The 18,955-nt window shown below is 55.2% G+C and carries 17 protein-coding genes; 12 read left to right on the top strand and 5 right to left on the bottom strand.

Features of this window, described 5'->3' with window-relative positions; translation table 11 throughout:
- Window positions 1–8: 8 nt before the first annotated feature.
- From atpA to phoU, 11 genes are all read left to right on the top strand, one after another.
- The gene (atpA, locus tag M2422_RS14610) at window positions 9–1,550 is read left to right on the top strand and encodes a F0F1 ATP synthase subunit alpha (protein WP_006808751.1); all 1,542 of its coding nucleotides are present in this window, start codon (window positions 9–11) and stop codon (window positions 1,548–1,550) included.
- Between the two features lie 51 nt (window positions 1,551–1,601).
- The gene (gene atpG, locus M2422_RS14605) at window positions 1,602–2,465 is read left to right on the top strand and encodes a F0F1 ATP synthase subunit gamma (RefSeq protein ID WP_008500191.1); all 864 of its coding nucleotides are present in this window, start codon (window positions 1,602–1,604) and stop codon (window positions 2,463–2,465) included.
- Window positions 2,466–2,496: 31 nt separating this feature from the next.
- A complete protein-coding gene (gene atpD / locus M2422_RS14600; protein WP_006177559.1) occupies window positions 2,497–3,879 on the top strand; it encodes a F0F1 ATP synthase subunit beta in 1,383 nt (460 codons plus the stop codon).
- A 20-nt stretch (window positions 3,880–3,899) separates the two neighbouring features.
- Window positions 3,900–4,319, top strand: a complete 420-nt coding sequence (locus tag M2422_RS14595; protein WP_006177560.1) for a F0F1 ATP synthase subunit epsilon — start codon at window positions 3,900–3,902, stop codon at window positions 4,317–4,319.
- Between the two features lie 139 nt (window positions 4,320–4,458).
- Entirely contained in the window at window positions 4,459–5,829 is a 1,371-nt protein-coding gene (gene glmU, locus M2422_RS14590) for a bifunctional UDP-N-acetylglucosamine diphosphorylase/glucosamine-1-phosphate N-acetyltransferase GlmU (protein WP_259141264.1), read from the top strand.
- Between the two features lie 362 nt (window positions 5,830–6,191).
- Window positions 6,192–8,021: a glutamine--fructose-6-phosphate transaminase (isomerizing) gene (gene glmS / locus M2422_RS14585; RefSeq protein ID WP_023309792.1), complete on the top strand. Its 1,830-nt coding sequence runs from the start codon at window positions 6,192–6,194 to the stop codon at window positions 8,019–8,021.
- A gap of 321 nt (window positions 8,022–8,342) precedes the next feature.
- Entirely contained in the window at window positions 8,343–9,383 is a 1,041-nt protein-coding gene (pstS, locus tag M2422_RS14580; protein WP_008500186.1) for a phosphate ABC transporter substrate-binding protein PstS, read from the top strand.
- 128 nt (window positions 9,384–9,511) lie between these two features.
- Window positions 9,512–10,471 carry a phosphate ABC transporter permease PstC gene (gene pstC, locus M2422_RS14575; protein WP_024907883.1) on the top strand — a complete coding sequence of 320 codons (960 nt, stop codon included), beginning with the start codon at window positions 9,512–9,514 and terminating at the stop codon, window positions 10,469–10,471.
- A complete protein-coding gene (gene pstA, locus M2422_RS14570) occupies window positions 10,471–11,361 on the top strand; it encodes a phosphate ABC transporter permease PstA (protein ID WP_023309794.1) in 891 nt (296 codons plus the stop codon). Before pstC ends, pstA begins: the two co-directional genes overlap by 1 nt.
- A 47-nt stretch (window positions 11,362–11,408) precedes the next feature.
- Entirely contained in the window at window positions 11,409–12,182 is a 774-nt protein-coding gene (pstB, locus tag M2422_RS14565) for a phosphate ABC transporter ATP-binding protein PstB (RefSeq protein ID WP_010426574.1), read from the top strand.
- Window positions 12,183–12,208: 26 nt separating this feature from the next.
- Window positions 12,209–12,934, top strand: a complete 726-nt coding sequence (gene phoU / locus M2422_RS14560; protein WP_008500182.1) for a phosphate signaling complex protein PhoU — start codon at window positions 12,209–12,211, stop codon at window positions 12,932–12,934.
- A 56-nt stretch (window positions 12,935–12,990) separates the two neighbouring features.
- Here phoU and yieH read toward each other — a convergent pair whose 3' ends face one another.
- Complete coding sequence (yieH, locus tag M2422_RS14555; protein WP_064673016.1) at window positions 12,991–13,656, bottom strand: 6-phosphogluconate phosphatase; 666 nt, start codon at window positions 13,654–13,656, stop codon at window positions 12,991–12,993.
- A gap of 164 nt (window positions 13,657–13,820) precedes the next feature.
- Here yieH and adeP point away from each other — a divergent pair, with 164 nt between their 5' ends.
- Window positions 13,821–15,158, top strand: a complete 1,338-nt coding sequence (gene adeP / locus M2422_RS14550; protein WP_147429993.1) for an adenine permease AdeP — start codon at window positions 13,821–13,823, stop codon at window positions 15,156–15,158.
- 103 nt (window positions 15,159–15,261) lie between these two features.
- Here adeP and M2422_RS14545 read toward each other — a convergent pair whose 3' ends face one another.
- From M2422_RS14545 to M2422_RS14530, 4 genes are all read right to left on the bottom strand, one after another.
- Window positions 15,262–15,828: an NADPH-dependent FMN reductase gene (locus M2422_RS14545; RefSeq protein ID WP_064673017.1), complete on the bottom strand. Its 567-nt coding sequence runs from the start codon at window positions 15,826–15,828 to the stop codon at window positions 15,262–15,264.
- 36 nt (window positions 15,829–15,864) lie between these two features.
- Window positions 15,865–16,611 carry a 4'-phosphopantetheinyl transferase superfamily protein gene (locus M2422_RS14540; protein ID WP_064673018.1) on the bottom strand — a complete coding sequence of 249 codons (747 nt, stop codon included), beginning with the start codon at window positions 16,609–16,611 and terminating at the stop codon, window positions 15,865–15,867.
- 122 nt (window positions 16,612–16,733) lie between these two features.
- The gene (yidZ, locus tag M2422_RS14535; RefSeq protein WP_064673019.1) at window positions 16,734–17,705 is read right to left on the bottom strand and encodes an HTH-type transcriptional regulator YidZ; all 972 of its coding nucleotides are present in this window, start codon (window positions 17,703–17,705) and stop codon (window positions 16,734–16,736) included.
- On the bottom strand, window positions 17,674–18,849 hold the full coding sequence (locus M2422_RS14530) for an MFS transporter (RefSeq protein WP_064673020.1): 1,176 nt from the start codon (window positions 18,847–18,849) through the stop codon (window positions 17,674–17,676). Before M2422_RS14530 ends, yidZ begins: the two co-directional genes overlap by 32 nt.
- Window positions 18,850–18,955: the final 106 nt, after the last annotated feature.

Genomic DNA, 18,955 nt, shown 5'->3' with positions numbered 1-18,955 from the left:
ACTGGAGCATGCAACTGAATTCCACCGAAATCAGCGAACTGATCAAGCAGCGCATTGCTCAGTTCAGTGTTGTGAGTGAAGCTCACAACGAAGGTACTATTGTTTCTGTAAGTGACGGTGTTATCCGCATCCACGGCCTGGCCGATTGTATGCAGGGTGAGATGATTTCCCTGCCGGGTAACCGTTACGCTATCGCACTGAACCTGGAGCGCGACTCCGTAGGTGCAGTTGTGATGGGTCCATACGCTGACCTCGCCGAAGGCATGAAGGTTAAGTGTACTGGCCGTATTCTGGAAGTGCCGGTTGGCCGTGGCCTGCTGGGTCGCGTTGTTAACACCCTGGGTGCGCCAATCGACGGTAAAGGTCCGGTTGAGCACGATGGCTTCTCCCCAATCGAAGTTATCGCACCAGGCGTTATCGACCGTCAGTCCGTAGATCAGCCTGTTCAGACAGGTTATAAGTCCGTTGATGCCATGATCCCAATTGGTCGTGGTCAGCGTGAACTGATCATCGGTGACCGTCAGACCGGTAAAACCGCGATGGCTATCGACGCCATCATCAATCAGCGTGACTCCGGCATCAAATGCGTGTACGTGGCTATCGGCCAGAAAGCGTCCACCATTTCTAACGTGGTTCGTAAACTGGAAGAGCACGGCGCACTGTCTAACACCATCGTTGTGGTAGCAACTGCGTCTGAATCTGCTGCACTGCAATACCTGGCGCCATACGCCGGTTGCGCAATGGGCGAATACTTCCGTGACCGCGGTGAAGATGCACTGATCGTATACGATGACCTGTCTAAACAGGCTGTTGCTTATCGTCAGGTTTCCCTGCTGCTCCGTCGTCCACCTGGACGTGAAGCGTTCCCTGGCGACGTATTCTACCTCCACTCTCGTCTGCTGGAGCGTGCTTCCCGCGTTAACGCGGAATACGTCGAGAACTTCACCAAAGGTGAAGTGAAGGGTAAAACGGGCTCTCTGACCGCTCTGCCGATCATTGAAACCCAGGCGGGTGACGTTTCTGCGTTCGTTCCGACTAACGTAATCTCCATTACCGATGGTCAGATCTTCCTGGAAACCAACCTGTTTAACTCCGGTATCCGTCCGGCGGTTAACCCGGGTATCTCCGTATCCCGTGTTGGTGGTGCTGCTCAGACCAAGATCATCAAGAAACTGTCCGGTGGTATCCGTACCGCGCTGGCACAGTATCGTGAACTGGCTGCGTTCTCTCAGTTCGCATCCGATCTGGACGAAGCAACCCGTAAACAGCTGAGCCACGGTCAGAAAGTGACCGAGCTGCTGAAGCAGAAACAGTACGCACCAATGTCTGTTGCTCAGCAGGGCCTGGTACTGTTCGCGGCAGAACGCGGTTACCTCGAAGATGTGGAACTGGCGAAAATCGGTAGCTTCGAAGCCGCTCTGCTGGCTTACGTCGACCGTGATCACGCTCCGCTGATGCAAGAGATCAACCAGACCGGTGGCTATAACGACGAAATCGAAGGCAAGCTGAAAGCTATCCTCGATTCCTTCAAAGCAACCCAATCCTGGTAATCGTCCGGCGGCTTGTCTCAGGACAAGCCGCCTGGCATTGAGGAGAAGCTCATGGCCGGCGCAAAAGAGATACGTAGTAAGATCGCAAGCGTCCAGAACACGCAAAAGATCACTAAAGCGATGGAGATGGTCGCCGCTTCCAAAATGCGTAAATCGCAGGATCGCATGGCGGCCAGCCGTCCTTATGCAGAAACCATGCGCAAAGTGATTGGTCACCTTGCAAACGGTAATCTGGAATATAAGCACCCTTACCTGGAAGAACGCGACGTTAAGCGCGTGGGCTACCTGGTGGTGTCGACCGACCGTGGTCTGTGTGGCGGCTTGAACATTAACCTGTTCAAAAAACTGCTGGCGGATATGAAAGCATGGTCTGAAAAAGGCGTTCAGTGCGATATCGCAATGATCGGCTCTAAAGGCGTCTCTTTCTTTAACTCCGTTGGTGGCAACATTGTCGCTCAGGTGACCGGTATGGGTGATAACCCGTCCCTGTCCGAACTGATCGGCCCGGTTAAAGTGATGTTGCAGGCCTATGATGAAGGCCGTCTGGACAGACTGTACGTTGTCAGCAACAAATTCATTAACACCATGTCTCAGGTTCCAACGCTCACTCAGATGCTGCCATTACCGGCATCAGAAGATGACGAGCTGAAGCAAAAAGCCTGGGATTACCTGTATGAACCCGATCCGAAACCGCTGCTGGATACCCTGCTGCGTCGTTACGTTGAATCTCAGGTTTATCAGGGCGTTGTAGAAAACCTGGCCAGCGAGCAGGCCGCACGAATGGTGGCGATGAAAGCCGCGACCGATAATGGCGGCAGCCTGATTAAAGAGCTGCAGTTGGTTTACAACAAAGCTCGTCAGGCCAGCATTACTCAGGAACTCACCGAGATCGTCTCGGGGGCCGCCGCGGTTTAACCAGGTTTACGAATTACGTAGAGGATTCAAGATGGCTACTGGAAAGATTGTCCAGGTAATCGGCGCCGTGGTGGACGTCGAGTTCCCTCAGGACGCCGTACCACGCGTGTACGACGCGCTTGAGGTACAGAATGGTAACGAGAGCCTGGTGCTGGAAGTTCAGCAGCAGCTCGGCGGCGGTATCGTGCGTACCATCGCTATGGGTTCTTCCGACGGTCTGCGTCGTGGTCTGGAAGTAAAAGACCTTGAGCACCCGATCGAAGTCCCGGTAGGTAAAGCAACACTGGGTCGTATCATGAACGTATTGGGTCAGCCAATCGACATGAAAGGCGACATCGGTGAAGAAGAGCGTTGGGCTATCCACCGCGCGGCACCTTCCTACGAAGAGCTGTCCAGCTCTCAGGAACTGCTGGAAACCGGTATCAAAGTTATCGACCTGATGTGTCCGTTCGCGAAGGGCGGTAAAGTCGGTCTGTTCGGTGGTGCGGGTGTTGGTAAAACCGTAAACATGATGGAGCTGATCCGTAACATCGCGATCGAGCACTCCGGTTACTCTGTGTTTGCGGGCGTAGGTGAACGTACTCGTGAGGGTAACGACTTCTACCACGAAATGACCGACTCCAACGTTCTGGACAAAGTATCCCTGGTTTACGGCCAGATGAACGAGCCACCAGGAAACCGTCTGCGCGTTGCGCTGACCGGTCTGACGATGGCTGAGAAGTTCCGTGATGAAGGCCGTGACGTTCTGCTGTTCGTTGATAACATCTACCGTTACACCCTGGCCGGTACGGAAGTATCTGCACTGCTGGGTCGTATGCCTTCAGCGGTAGGTTATCAGCCTACGCTGGCGGAAGAGATGGGTGTTCTTCAGGAACGTATCACCTCTACCAAAACCGGTTCTATCACCTCCGTTCAGGCGGTATACGTACCTGCGGATGACTTGACTGACCCATCTCCAGCAACCACCTTTGCGCACTTAGATGCAACCGTGGTACTGAGCCGTCAGATCGCGTCTCTGGGTATCTACCCGGCCGTTGACCCGCTGGACTCCACCAGCCGTCAGCTGGATCCACTGGTTGTTGGTCAGGAACACTACGACACCGCGCGTGGCGTACAGTCCCTGCTGCAGCGTTACCAGGAACTGAAAGACATCATCGCCATCCTGGGTATGGATGAACTGTCTGAAGAAGACAAACTGGTGGTAGCACGTGCGCGTAAGATCCAGCGCTTCCTGTCCCAGCCGTTCTTCGTTGCGGAAGTATTCACCGGTTCTCCGGGTAAATACGTTTCCCTGAAAGACACCATCCGTGGCTTTAAAGGCATCATGGAAGGCGAATACGATCACCTGCCGGAGCAGGCGTTCTACATGGTTGGTTCCATCGACGAAGCCGTGGAAAAAGCCAAAAAACTTTAACGCCTTAATCGGAGGGTGATATGGCAATGACTTACCACCTGGACGTCGTCAGCGCAGAGCAACAAATGTTCTCTGGTCTGGTCGAGAAAATCCAGGTAACGGGTAGTGAAGGTGAACTGGGTATTTTCCCGGGTCACGCACCGCTGCTCACCGCCATTAAGCCTGGTATGATCCGCATCGTTAAACAGTTCGGTCACGAAGAGTTTATCTATCTCTCCGGCGGCATTCTTGAAGTGCAGCCTGGCAGTGTGACCGTTCTGGCCGATACCGCTATCCGTGGACAGGATCTCGACGAAGCGCGAGCCCTGGAATCGAAGCGTAAGGCTGAAGAGCACATTAGCAGCTCTCATGGTGACGTGGATTACGCTCAGGCGTCTGCGGAGCTGGCCAAAGCGATCGCGAAACTGCGCGTTATCGAGTTGACCAAAAAAGCGATGTAACACCGGCTTGAAAAGCACAAAAGCCAGTCTGGATACCAGGCTGGCTTTTTTTTTTCGGCCTTAATTCATGATGAAAAAGATGTAGAATTTTAAGCATCAAACGTTTTTACTTCACACTCAAACTACCGTCAGGATGCGTATGTCAAACAGTGCGATGAGCGTGGTGATCCTTGCCGCTGGCAAAGGGACCCGCATGTATTCCGATCTGCCTAAGGTGCTCCACACGCTTGCAGGAAAGCCAATGGTGCAGCATGTCATTGATGCAGCGAACGAACTGGGTGCCGGTCAGGTCCACCTGGTCTACGGCCACGGCGGCGATCTGCTTAAAAAGACGCTGAGCGATGACAAGCTCAACTGGGTGCTTCAGGCCGAACAGCTGGGCACAGGCCATGCGATGCAGCAGGCTGCGCCTTTCTTTGCGGATGACGAAGACATTTTGATGCTCTACGGCGATGTCCCGCTGATCTCCGTTGAAACCCTGACTCGCCTGCGTGAAGCCAAACCGCAGGGCGGTATCGGTTTGTTGACCGTCGTGCTGGACGATCCAAGCGGTTATGGCCGCATCACCCGTGAAAACGGCAACGTCACGGGTATTGTTGAGCATAAAGATGCCAGCGACGAACAGCGCCAGATTCAGGAGATCAACACCGGTATTCTGATTGCCAATGGCGCGGACATGAAGCGCTGGCTGTCTCAGCTCAACAACAACAACGCACAGGGTGAATTCTACATCACCGACATCATTGCGATGGCGTACCAGGAAGGACGTGAGATTGCGGCGGTTCATCCGGCGCGCATCAGCGAAACCGAAGGGGTGAATAACCGTCTTCAGCTTTCCCGCCTGGAGCGCGTTTATCAGTCCGAGCAGGCCGAAAAACTGCTGCTGGCGGGCGTGATGCTGCGCGATCCGGCGCGTTTCGATCTGCGTGGTTCGTTATCTCACGGTCGTGACGTTGAAATTGATACGAACGTTATCCTCGAAGGTCACGTCACGCTGGGCAATCGCGTCAAAATTGGCGCCGGCTGCGTGATTAAAAACAGCGTCATCGGCGACGACTGCGAAATCAGCCCGTATAGCGTGGTGGAAGATGCCCGTCTGGATGCGGCCTGTACCATCGGCCCGTTTGCGCGTCTGCGCCCGGGCGCTGAGCTGCTGGAAGGCGCTCACGTGGGTAACTTCGTGGAGATGAAAAAAGCGCGTCTGGGTAAAGGCTCGAAAGCCGGTCATCTGACCTATCTGGGCGACGCGGAAATTGGCAATAACGTGAATATTGGTGCAGGGACTATTACCTGTAACTATGACGGTGCGAATAAGTTTAAAACCATCATCGGTGACGACGTGTTCGTTGGCTCCGATACGCAGCTGGTGGCGCCTGTTACCGTGGGTAACGGAGTGACTATCGCCGCCGGAACAACCGTTACGCGCGATGTGGCCGAGAACGAGCTGGTGTTAAGCCGCGTGCCGCAGATCAGCAAGCAGGGCTGGAAACGCCCGGTGAAGAAAAAGTAACGGATTTACCCCTCACCCTAACCCTCTCCTCAAAGGGGAGAGGGGATCGTTCGGTGTGGTGTTTTTCTCCCTCGCCCCTTTGGGGAGAGGGCCGGGGTGAGGGGATAATATAATCCTCCCCCCACAAGCAGTACCCATAAAAATAACCCCACTCTCTACAAGGCTCGGGGTGCCCGGAAAGGGCGTTACCCAAAGGATTTCGCGTTGTGGTAAGGCGGCAAGCGTATGAGTCCATGGGCGCTTACTTAAGTAAGCGCCCATGGCGAGTACGAGAAGCCAACGCAGCCGCAGCGTGAAAGACGCAGGGTAAATACAGGTCAGCGACAACGCAGGCATAATGCCTAAATTCGGAATCTAAAATTATGTGTGGAATTGTTGGCGCAGTTGCGCAGCGTGATATTGCTGAAATCCTTCTCGAAGGTTTACGTCGTCTGGAATACCGTGGTTACGACTCTGCCGGTCTGGCTGTCGTCGATGCAGAAGGTCATATGACCCGTCTGCGTCGTCTCGGTAAAGTGCAGATGCTGGCCCAGGCCGCGGAAGAACATCCGCTGCACGGTGGTACCGGTATTGCGCACACCCGCTGGGCGACGCACGGCGAACCGTCTGAAGGTAACGCGCACCCGCATGTGTCTGAACACATCGTGGTCGTGCACAACGGCATTATCGAAAACCACGAACCGCTGCGCGAAGAACTGAAAGCGCGCGGCTACACCTTCGTCTCTGAAACTGACACCGAAGTGATTGCTCACCTGGTGCACTGGGAGCTGGAGCAGGGCGGTACACTGCGTGATGCGGTGCTGCGTGCTATCCCTCAGCTGCGCGGTGCGTACGGTACGGTGATCATGGATTCCCGCGATCCGTCCACATTGCTGGCAGCGCGTTCCGGTAGCCCGATGGTTATCGGTCTGGGTATGGGCGAAAACTTCATCGCTTCTGACCAGCTGGCGCTCCTGCCGGTCACTCGTCGCTTTATCTTCCTCGAAGAGGGTGATATCGCGGAAGTGACCCGTCGCAGCGTGACCGTCTTCGATACCAAAGGCGAGCAGGTGAAACGTCAGGAGATCGAATCGAATCTGCAGTACGACGCGGGCGACAAAGGCGCTTACCGTCACTACATGCAGAAAGAGATTTACGAGCAGCCAAACGCCATCAAAAACACGCTGACCGGGCGTATCAGCCACGGTGAAGTGGATCTGAGCGAGCTGGGCGCAAACGCGAACGAACTGCTCGGCAAGGTCGAGCATATTCAGATCGTGGCCTGCGGCACCTCCTACAACTCCGGTATGGTTTCTCGCTACTGGTTTGAATCCCTGGCGGGCGTGCCGTGCGATGTGGAAATCGCGTCTGAATTCCGCTATCGCAAATCCGCGGTGCGTCGTAACAGCCTGATGATCACCCTTTCCCAGTCCGGCGAAACGGCGGATACGCTGGCAGCGCTGCGTCTGTCTAAAGAGCTGGGTTACCTGGGCTCGCTGGCTATCTGTAACGTTCCTGGCTCATCGCTGGTGCGTGAGTCCGATCTGGCGCTGATGACCAAAGCGGGCACAGAAATCGGTGTGGCCTCCACCAAAGCGTTTACCACTCAGCTGACCGTTCTGCTGATGCTGGTGGCGAAGCTTGCGCGTCTGAAAGGTGAAGATGCGTCCGTTGAGCACGACATCGTTCACGGCCTGCAGGCGCTGCCGAGCCGTATTGAGCAGATGCTGTCTCAGGACAAACGCATTGAAGCGCTGGCGGAAGATTTCTCTGACAAACATCACGCCCTGTTCCTGGGTCGTGGCGATCAGTATCCGATTGCGCTGGAAGGCGCGCTGAAGCTGAAAGAGATCTCCTACATTCACGCTGAAGCCTATGCGGCTGGCGAGCTGAAGCACGGCCCGCTGGCGCTGATTGACGCGGATATGCCGGTCATCGTTGTGGCACCAAACAACGAACTGCTGGAAAAACTGAAGTCTAACATCGAAGAAGTGCGCGCCCGCGGCGGTGTTCTGTACGTCTTCGCCGACAAAGATGCCGGTTTTGTCAGCAACGACAACATGCATATCATCGAGATGCCGCATGTGGAAGAGGTGATTGCACCAATCTTCTACACCGTTCCGCTGCAGCTGCTGGCCTATCACGTTGCGCTAATCAAAGGTACCGACGTTGACCAGCCGCGTAACCTGGCGAAATCGGTTACCGTAGAATAATCCCTTCAGGCTCCACCTTCGGGTGGAGCTTTTTTATCCTGCCCGGCTTGTTTTTAATCAATCCTTTCTCGTTTTTAATAATGACAATTTGTCATCTTCAGCTACTTTTTTCAGTGTCACATAAAGAAAATATTTCTGAAAACGCCTTGTCATAAAAGCGGCTAACGCGATGAAAAATAAGCTTTATTTTGCTTATTTTTAAGTGAAATTTACGTTGTAATAAAACTGTCATAATTCGTACATTTATCTGTCACCTGTTTGTCCTATTTTGCTCATCGTAGCCACTAAACAACGATTTACGAAAATCTTGCAGGAGACATTATGAAAGTTATGCGTACCACTGTCGCAACTGTTGTCGCCGCGACCTTATCTCTGAGCGCGTTCTCTGTATTTGCAGAAGCAAGCCTGACTGGCGCTGGTGCAACCTTCCCTGCGCCGGTGTATGCCAAATGGGCGGATACCTACCAGAAAGAAACCGGTAACAAGGTTAACTATCAGGGTATCGGCTCCTCCGGTGGCGTTAAACAAATTACCGCGAACACTGTTGATTTCGGCGCATCAGACGCTCCGCTGTCTGATGACAAACTGGCTCAGGAAGGCCTGTTCCAGTTCCCTACCGTGATCGGCGGTGTGGTTCTGGCCATCAACCTGCCGGGCGTGAAGTCGGGTGAGCTGGTGCTGGACGGCAAAACGCTGGGTGACATCTACCTGGGCAAAATCAAAAAATGGGATGACGAAGCGATCGCTAAACTCAACCCAGGCCTGAAGCTGCCTTCTCAGAACATCGCCGTGGTTCGCCGCGCGGATGGTTCCGGTACCTCTTTCGTGTTCACCAGCTACCTGGCAAAAGTGAACGAAGAGTGGAAATCTAAAGTCGGCTCCGGCTCTACCGTTAACTGGCCAACCGGTCTGGGCGGTAAAGGTAACGACGGTATCGCCGCATTCGTACAGCGTCTGCCTGGCTCAATTGGTTACGTAGAATATGCGTACGCCAAGCAGAACAACCTGTCCTACACCAAACTGGTTTCAGCCGACGGCAAACCGGTTAGCCCGACCGAAGAGAACTTTGCTAACGCGGCGAAAGGCGCTGACTGGAGCAAATCCTTCGCGCAGGATCTGACTAACCAGAAAGGCGAAGGTGCGTGGCCAATCACCTCTACCACCTTCATCCTGGTTCACAAAGAGCAGAAGAAACCTGAGCAGGGCGCCGAAGTGCTGAAGTTCTTCGACTGGGCGTACAAAAACGGCGGCAAACAGGCTAACGCCCTGGATTACGCCACCCTGCCGGACAACGTGGTTGAGCAGATTCGCGCTGCATGGAAAACAAACGTGAAAGACAGCAGCGGTAAAGCGCTGTACTAACAGGATATATTTAACGAAGATGGCGGGTGGCGCTGCGCTTACCCGCCCTACGGTTTAAGCTGTAGGCCCGGTAAGCGTCAGCGCCACCGGGCATATTCGTAAAAACGTCTCAAACAGAAGAGTAATTTATGGCTGCAACCAAGCCTGCATTTAACCCTCCGGGTAAAAAAGGTGACATGATTTTCAGCGCGCTGGTGAAACTGGCTGCGCTGATTGTGCTATTGCTGCTGGGCGGCATTATCGTGTCTCTGATTTTCTCCTCATGGCCGAGCATCCAGAAATTCGGTTTTTCCTTCCTGTGGACCAAAGAGTGGGACGCGCCGAACGACATCTACGGTGCCCTGGTGCCGATTTACGGCACGCTGATGACCTCGTTCATCGCCCTGCTGATTGCGGTTCCGGTGAGCTTTGGTATTGCCCTGTTCCTGACGGAGCTGGCGCCGGGCTGGCTGCGACGCCCGCTGGGTATTGCTATCGAACTGCTGGCGGCCATTCCAAGTATCGTTTACGGCATGTGGGGTCTGTTCATCTTTGCTCCGCTGTTCGCCACGTATTTCCAGGAACCGGTCGGTAACGTGCTTTCCGCCATTCCGTTTGTGGGTGCCCTTTTCTCTGGCCCGGCTTTCGGTATCGGCATTCTGGCGGCAGGTGTGATCCTCGCCATCATGATTATTCCGTACATTGCGGCGGTTATGCGCGATGTCTTTGAACAAACGCCGGTGATGATGAAAGAGTCGGCCTACGGCATCGGCTGCACCACCTGGGAAGTTATCTGGCGCATTGTCCTTCCGTTCACCAAAAATGGGGTGATCGGGGGCGTGATGCTGGGTCTGGGTCGTGCGCTGGGTGAAACCATGGCGGTCACCTTTATCATCGGTAACACCTACCAGCTCGACAGCGCGTCGCTCTACATGCCGGGTAACAGTATTACCTCGGCGCTGGCGAATGAATTTGCGGAAGCGGAATCCGGGCTGCACGTGGCGGCGCTGATGGAGCTGGGTCTGATTCTGTTCGTTATCACCTTCATTGTTCTGGCGATTTCCAAGCTGATGATTATGCGCCTCGCTAAAAATGAGGGGGCACGCTAATGGCAACTCTCGAAATGCAAGCTACCGCTGAACTGGCGGAATCCCGCCGCAAAATGCAGGCCAGACGCCGCATGAAAAACCGTATTGCCCTGTCGCTCTCTATGGCGACAATGGCGTTCGGCCTGTTCTGGCTGGTCTGGATCCTCTTCTCGACGGTCGTTCGCGGGATTGACGGGATGTCCCTGTCGCTGTTCACCGAAATGACGCCACCGCCGAACACGGCGGGTGGTGGCCTGGCGAATGCCCTGGCGGGCAGCGGCTTGCTGATCCTCTGGGCGACGGTCTTCGGCACGCCGCTGGGCATCATGGCGGGTATCTACCTGGCTGAATACGGTCGTAAATCCTGGCTGGCGGAAGTCATTCGCTTCATCAACGACATTCTGCTGTCTGCTCCTTCTATCGTCGTGGGTCTGTTTGTTTACACCGTGGTGGTGGCGCAGATGGAACACTTCTCGGGCTGGGCGGGTGTGATTGCACTGGCGCTGCTGCAGGTGCCGATTGTTATTCGTACCACCGAGAACATGCTGAAACTGGTGCCGGACAGCCTGCGTGAAGCGGCTTATGCGCTGGGTACGCCGAAATGGAAGATGATCTCTGCGATTACGCTGAAGGCGTCTGTATCCGGCATCATGACCGGTATCCTGCTGGCGGTTGCGCGTATCGCGGGTGAAACGGCGCCGCTGCTGTTTACGTCTCTCTCCAATCAGTTCTGGAGCACGGACATGATGCAGCCGATCGCCAACCTGCCGGTGACGATCTTTAAATTTGCGATGAGCCCATTCGCGGAATGGCAGCAGCTGGCCTGGGCCGGGGTGCTGATCATTACCCTTTGCGTACTGTTGCTGAACATTCTGGCGCGCGTCATTTTCGCGAAGAAGAAACACGGTTAATTTTTTACGGCGCGGCAGCTCGCGGCGCCGAATGAGGAAATGAGTCAATGAGTATGGTTGATACTGCCCCGGGTAAGATTCAGGTTCGTGATTTGAACTTCTACTACGGCAAATTCCATGCCCTGAAGAACATCAACCTGGATATCGCGAAGAACCAGGTCACGGCATTTATCGGTCCGTCCGGCTGTGGGAAATCCACGCTGCTGCGTACCTTTAACAAAATGTATTCGCTCTATCCGGAGCAGCGCGCTGAGGGTGAAATCATCCTGGACGGTGAAAACATTCTGACCCAGGCGCAGGATATCGCCCTGCTGCGCGCCAAAGTGGGGATGGTGTTCCAGAAACCAACGCCGTTCCCGATGTCCATTTATGACAACATCGCCTTTGGCGTGCGTCTGTTTGAAAAACTCTCCCGTGCCGATATGGACGAGCGCGTGCAGTGGGCTTTGACCAAGGCCGCATTATGGAACGAAACCAAAGATAAGTTGCACCAGAGCGGTTACTCTCTCTCCGGTGGTCAGCAGCAGCGTCTGTGCATTGCGCGCGGTATTGCTATTCGCCCGGAAGTGTTGCTGCTGGATGAGCCGTGTTCAGCGCTGGACCCGATCTCAACCGGCCGTATTGAAGAGCTGATCACCGAGCTGAAGCAGGATTACACCGTGGTTATCGTGACCCATAACATGCAGCAGGCTGCGCGTTGTTCCGATCATACGGCGTTTATGTACCTGGGCGAGTTGATTGAGTTCAGCGATACGGACGCGCTGTTCACCAGGCCCGCGAAGAAACAAACCGAAGATTATATTACTGGCCGCTACGGTTGATTTGCCTTAGTGCATGTGGAGAAACCATGGACAACCTCAATCTTAATAAACACATTTCCGGCCAGTTCAACGCAGAGCTGGAAAGCATTCGCACCCAGGTAATGACCATGGGCGGCATGGTCGAGCAGCAGCTTTCTGATGCGATTACGGCAATGCACAACCAGGACAGCGAGCTGGCGAAGCGCGTCATTGAAGGCGATAAAAACGTCAACATGATGGAAGTCGCTATCGACGAGGCCTGCGTGCGTATTATCGCGAAACGTCAGCCGACGGCGAGCGACCTGCGTCTGGTGATGGCGATCATCAAAACCATCGCCGAGCTGGAGCGTATTGGTGACGTTGCGGATAAAATCTGCCGTACCGCGCTGGAGAAGTTTTCTCAGCAGCACCAGCCGCTGCTGGTGAGCCTGGAGTCGCTGGGCCGCCACACCGTGCAGATGCTGCACGATGTGCTGGATGCTTTTGCGCGTATGGACCTGGACGAAGCGGTGCGTATCTACCGTGAAGACAAGAAGGTCGACCAGGAGTATGAAGGCATCGTGCGTCAGCTGATGACCTACATGATGGAAGATTCACGTACGATCCCAAGCGTACTGACCGCCCTGTTCTGCGCGCGCTCTATTGAGCGTATCGGCGACCGCTGCCAGAACATTTGCGAATACATCTTCTACTTCGTTAAAGGTCAGGACTTCCGTCACGTGGGCGGCGACGAGCTGGACAAGCTGCTGGCGGGTAAAGATCCGAAAGAGTGATTTTACCCTCACCCTAACCCTCTCCCCAGGGGAGAGGGTCGGGGTGAGGGGAAAACTCAGCGAGTAATATCCCACCCGCGCGCCTTCCACAGCGCTGGCAGCTGCGCCAGATCGGTAAAGGTCGTCACGTTGGGATGAACGATCGGCTTGTTGTGCGGGTCGGCGCAGAAGTAAAACACCTCCATCCCCGCATCAATCCCCGACTGCGCGCCCGCAGACGAGTCATCCACCAGAATACAGTTCTCTACGTTGACGTTCATCGCTTTTGCCGCATGGAACATCAGCGCCGGGTCTGGCTTCCAGCGCTGGATATCGTAGCCGCTGAACAGTTTTTCCGGGAAATGGTGCAACATCTCAAGCTTGCCCAGCGAGTGCTGCATTTTGCTGACCGGGCCGTTAGAAACGACGCAGACTGGCACCGTCATCGCATCCAGCAACGCGTTAGCCCCGGAGATAACCTCCAGCTCGGAGTCGAACAGGCGTGCGACCTCGGCGCGGTACACCGGTTCCAGATCGGCTTTCGCCAGATCCACTCCGTGTTCTTCGTTAATGATGTCGATGATCTCGTAGAGCTTTACGCCCTTAAAGCGTTTAAACACCTCTTCGAGTTCCAGCGTAATGCCAAATTCCTGGAACATGGTGACATACGCGCGGGAACAAATGACCTCACTGTCGACCAGCGTACCGTCGCAGTCGAAAAATACCGCTTCAATTCCGGACATGCCTTTCCCTTTTAACAAGTTTAACGTTTACGTACGGCAGTTCGCCGGCACGCAATCGTTGCCGTATAAGCAAAATCAATGAAAAAAGTATCACGTAACCGCCACTATTGTCGCATTTTGGTATAGGATAGCGACGAATTTTCCCTCCTTGTTCGGAATTGATGATGAGTCAACAACACACTACCCAGACATCTGGTCAGGGTCTGCTTGAGCGCGTTTTTAAACTGCGCGAGCACGGCACAACGGCACGCACCGAAGTGATCGCTGGTTTCACCACCTTCCTGACGATGGTCTATATCGTTTTTGTGAACCCTCAAATTCTGGGCGTTGCTGGCATGGATACCAGCGCCGTCTTCGTTACAACCTGTCTGATCGCGGCCCTTGGCAGCATCCTGATGGGTGTATTCGCTAACCTGCCGGTTGCGCTGGCACCGGCGATGGGCCTGAATGCGTTCTTCGCGTTCGTGGTTGTTCAGGCGATGGGGCTGCCGTGGCAGGTTGGCATGGGCGCCATCTTCTGGGGCGCGGTTGGCCTGCTGCTGCTGACCATTTTCCGCGTACGTTACTGGATGATTGCGAACATTCCCGTGAGCCTGCGCGTGGGCATCACCAGCGGTATCGGTCTGTTCATCGGTATGATGGGGCTGAAAAACGCCGGCGTTATCGTGGCTAACCCGGATACGCTGGTGAGCATCGGTCACCTGACCTCTCATAACGTGCTGCTGGGCGTGCTGGGCTTCTTTATCATCGCGATCCTGGCTTCCCGTAATATTCACGCGGCGGTGCTGGTGTCCATCGTTGTCACCACCCTGCTGGGCTGGATGCTGGGCGACGTTCACTATAACGGTATCGTCTCCGCGCCACCGAGCGTCTCTACCGTGATTGGTCACGTCGATCTGGCGGGTTCCCTTAACCTGGGCCTGGCTGGCGTGATTTTCTCCTTCATGCTGGTCAACCTGTTTGACTCCTCCGGCACGCTGATTGGCGTGACCGATAAAGCGGGCCTGGCGGATGAAAAAGGGAAATTCCCGCGTATGAAGCAGGCGCTGTTTGTGGACAGCGTCTCCTCTGTGACCGGTGCTTTTATCGGAACCTCGTCCGTTACCGCGTACATTGAATCGTCTTCCGGCGTGTCCGTGGGCGGCCGTACCGGCCTGACGGCGGTGGTTGTGGGTATTCTGTTCCTGCTGGTGATCTTCCTCTCTCCGCTGGCGGGTATGGTTCCTCCGTATGCGGCAGCCGGCGCGCTGATCTATGTGGGTGTGCTGATGACCTCCAGCCTGTCACGCGTGAAGTGGGATGATTTAACCGAAGCGGTGCCGGCGTTTATTACCGCCGTGATGATGCCGTTCAGCTTCTCGATTACCGAAGGTATCGCGCTGGGCTTTATCTCTTACTGCGTAATGAAGATCGGTACCGGCCGCTTCCGCGACCTCAGCCCGTGCGTCATCGTTGTGGCGCTGCTGTTTGTGCTGAAGATTGTGTTTATTGATGCACACTAAGATGCTGGTGGTGTCAGGTGGCGCTTCGCTTACCTGACCTACGGGCAAAGTTCCCTCTCCCTGTGGGAGAGGGTTAGGGTGAGGGCATCAGGCTGCAATAAGCTTAAGCCTTCACCCGCTTAATATAATCCCCAAACGCCGTCAGCTGGCCAGACAGATGATCGCGCGTGCTCTGATCCACCACTTCACCCGTTTGCGGGTCGACCTTGTTCTGAATCACACCACCCATAAATTCCGGCTTGTTCATGACCATCGCATCCAGGAACACCAGGATCTGGCGCAGGTGATACTGGCAGCGCGCGCCGCCAATGGCGCCCATTGAGCTGGTCTGGATCAGCACCGGTTTGCCTGCCAGCGGCTGCTCAGGTAAACGGGACAGCCAGTCGATGGCATTCTTCAGGCCACCCGGAACCGAATAGTTGTACTCTGGCGTGACGATGACCACGCCGTCGGCCTGGCGGATCTGCTCTGCCAGCGCCTCAACGCTCTGCGGAAAACCCTCTTCCTGCTGTACGTCAGCGTCATACAGCGGAATATCGCCAATAGACGGCAGGGCGCTAATTTCCATTCCTGCCGGTGCCAGCTTTGGCAGCGTGCGGGCAACCATCCCGTTAAATGAACCTTTGCGCAGGCTTCCCAGTAACGTAACTACTTTCAACGTATCAGACATGATTACTCCTGTTTCATCATGATGACCCTGATCGGATCAGCTAAGGGTGAATGCTTTTTCTGCCGGTAAACTGGTTAAACGCATCAGGCGTGCGGCGGGCTCGTTGGCGCGCTCGGGCACATCAGGAAGGCTACGCCATCCCTGTTGGCTGTCAAATTCCCAGATTTTCATGCGTTCGATGGCGGGGGTAACCGCAATGGACCAAATCAGCACATCCTCTGCGTCGCTGAGCGCCTCTACCAGCGTGGCCTGAGCGGCACGCAGACGTCCGGAACCTGGAAGCAGTTGCAGCAGGCTGGCGTCGTCTGAGGCGCATCCACAGAGCTTGCGAATGCTCTGGCGCAAGGTAATGAGCTGGGCTCGGGCTTCTACAGGATCGTTCTGGTTGCGTACCCACAGCTTCTCATTGCTGGAGAGCGGATAGTCTTCATGCGCATTACCGCCATGGAAGCTGCGCGTCGCGCGCTGAAGTTCCATATCCAGCCCACAATCCCCTTCGGTGGTCAGCGCGACGCCAATGATATTGCCCGCGTAGGCAATCGAAAAACGAGGGAGGTCCGGGCCGGCAAAGACCGGGCGACCTTCGGGTTGGGTAATGATGTCCGGCAGCTCGCTGGTGCCGTACAGCATAAACATCAGTTCTGCCAGAAGCGCTCTGGACGCTAAAAACCGCGTTCTGCGGTGTTCCGGGAGAGTGAGTGCTTCACTGTGACAGGCTGAAGAAATTCTTGCCGATACGAGACGTCCTTCCGTAAGTATCCCTCTTGCAAAGTGCGTAGCCATTTTTCGCTCCTTGATAATGGTCGTAATCGGTTAAACGGTTACATGATTATCGCTTAACTTGACTCCTGTTTTAATCAGTAAATGGGAGTAAGAGAAGCCTCAGGACCGAACTTTACATTTTCTTAGGCAAAAATTGGATCGCTGGCACCGTACAGCGCCTTGATGGTTTCCCGCAGCCAGAGGATTTTTGGATTATGGCTGTTTCGTTTATGCCAGATCAGCGTGAAGGGAACGGTAAGCTTTTCAGCCTGCACTTCGTCAATGGGAATGGGCAGCGCGATCAGCTTCCGCTGGTGGAGTTGATTGTAGTGATGGCAGTAGTGCGGAGCCGTGGCGATATAGCTATGCCCGGGCTGGGCTGCCATAAACATCGACTGCTCAAAGCCCGGTACGCACATGGCAATATTTCTCTCCCGACCCATCTCCTTTAGCACTTCGTCCAGCGCCCAGGTGTCGCTGCGTTCCCAGAAGATGCTGATGTGCGGGTAGCGCAGGAAGGTCTCGAGGTTCCATTCGTCCTGTAGCGCGGGATGATCCTCACGCAGATACACGCACGGACGGTCGCTGAACAGGATTTCATAGTCGATGAACCACGGCATTAGCTTCAGCAATTCACGCGAGCGCGGGTGCGTTTCGCGTCCGGTGAATCCCAGATCCACCTCTCCACGCGTAATGGCGTCCAGCGAGTCGTAATCCCAGTGACGCATCTTCACCGTAGCCTGCGGATAGCGCTGGTTCACCTGCTCCAGCAGGGCGTTAAAGCGGATCAGCATCAATGGCGTTTCGGCGGCCAGCACGAACGTTAGCCCGCCCGGGGAATCATGGTGGAATTTATCGAGGATCTGGTTGCCTATTTGCATCCAGTCAGCCAAATCCTGCTCCAGGCTTACCGTCAGCGGGGTCGGCAGCAGCCCCAACGGCGTTTTGACAAACAGCGGGTCGTCAAACCAGTCACGCAGCTTGGCCAGCGATTTACTCACCGCAGACGGCGTCACGTTCATCCGTTTCGCCGCTTTGGTGACGCTGCGCTCCTGCAGCAAAAGCTGCAGGCACAGCAACAGGTTAAGATCGAGACTGCTGATGGGCTTCTTCATAATGCGCCGCGGGCTGGATGACCATAAGTAAGGTGATGCACAGTATGCTACAGCCAATCAGAACCCCGATCAGCATATTCAGCGCGTTAAGCCCGATGACCGCCGCCAGCCAAATCCACAGCGACGAGCCGCAGACCTGCGCAATTCCCAGCACCGAGCTTGCTACGCCTGCCCGCAGCGAGAAGGGACCAAGCGCCTGACTCATCGCCACGCCAAAGCCAACCGAGAACCCGGCGCAAATGAGGGTAATGCCGGCCAGCATTACCGCATGCGAGCTGGCGGTTGCCAGGATCGCGCCTGCCGTGAGGAATAAAACCTGTGAGGTCAGCATCAACGTACGCTGGCTAAAAACATTTAGCGCAAACGGGGTAGAAAACGACACTGCCATACTGACCATGGCGGTTAATGCCATCACCGTTGAATACTCACCCCGATCGAAGCCCATGGTTTCCATCAGTAAAACCGGGGAAACGTTTACATAGGTCAGGATCACCGCCACGCTTAACGTGGTCACGGCCAGACGACTGAGAAAAAAGCGGTTAAGCAGCTTCTCGGCTGGGTGAATGGCTGCGGTATGACCGGTATTCTGCGAGCCCGGGTGGGTCTCTTTCAGCACGGCGATGGACAGGACAAACACCAGCGCGCCCATCGCCGCCATGGTCCAGAACAGGCTCTGCCACGGGAATTTCAGCATGATCAGATATCCCACGACCGGGGCCAGCACCGGGATGATGCAGGTAATACCGTTCAGCATCGAAAGCACTTTGGCGCGACGCTGGGCGCTTAAGGTGTCGCGCAAAATGGCAAACGCGACGACGTAGCAGCCACCGGCTCCAATGCCCTGAATAAACCGTCCGGCCAGGAACAAGGTGCTGTTTTGCGCCTGTGAGCAGAGCAGAGAGGCCAGGGCAAAAATGATGGCGCCGGTTATCGCGACGGGCTGACGGCCTGCCTTATCCGCGATCTTCCCGGCAAAGACCATCGACGACGCCATCCCCGCGAGGTAGGCCGAAAACGCGATGTGCAGCTGCGCTTCGCTGGCGCCCAGATCGCGGGCGATGTGCGGCAATCCCACCAGATACATATCAATGCCGGACGGATAAAGCAGAACTAATGCGAAACTACAAAACAGAAAACGCGCCATAAACCCCCCATAGATGCAGGCATGCAGGATAGGGGGTGAAAAGAGATTAGGCGAGTTGCCATTTGGACAATGGTGATTTCCCGGGAGGAAATCACCATGGATTAGC

Origin of the sequence: Enterobacter sp. SLBN-59 (assembly GCF_024807915.1) — a bacterium.
GTDB lineage: Bacteria > Pseudomonadota > Gammaproteobacteria > Enterobacterales > Enterobacteriaceae > Enterobacter > Enterobacter asburiae_B.
Note: the sequence above shows the minus strand (reverse complement) of the source record. Positions and strands in the feature narration are given on the sequence as shown.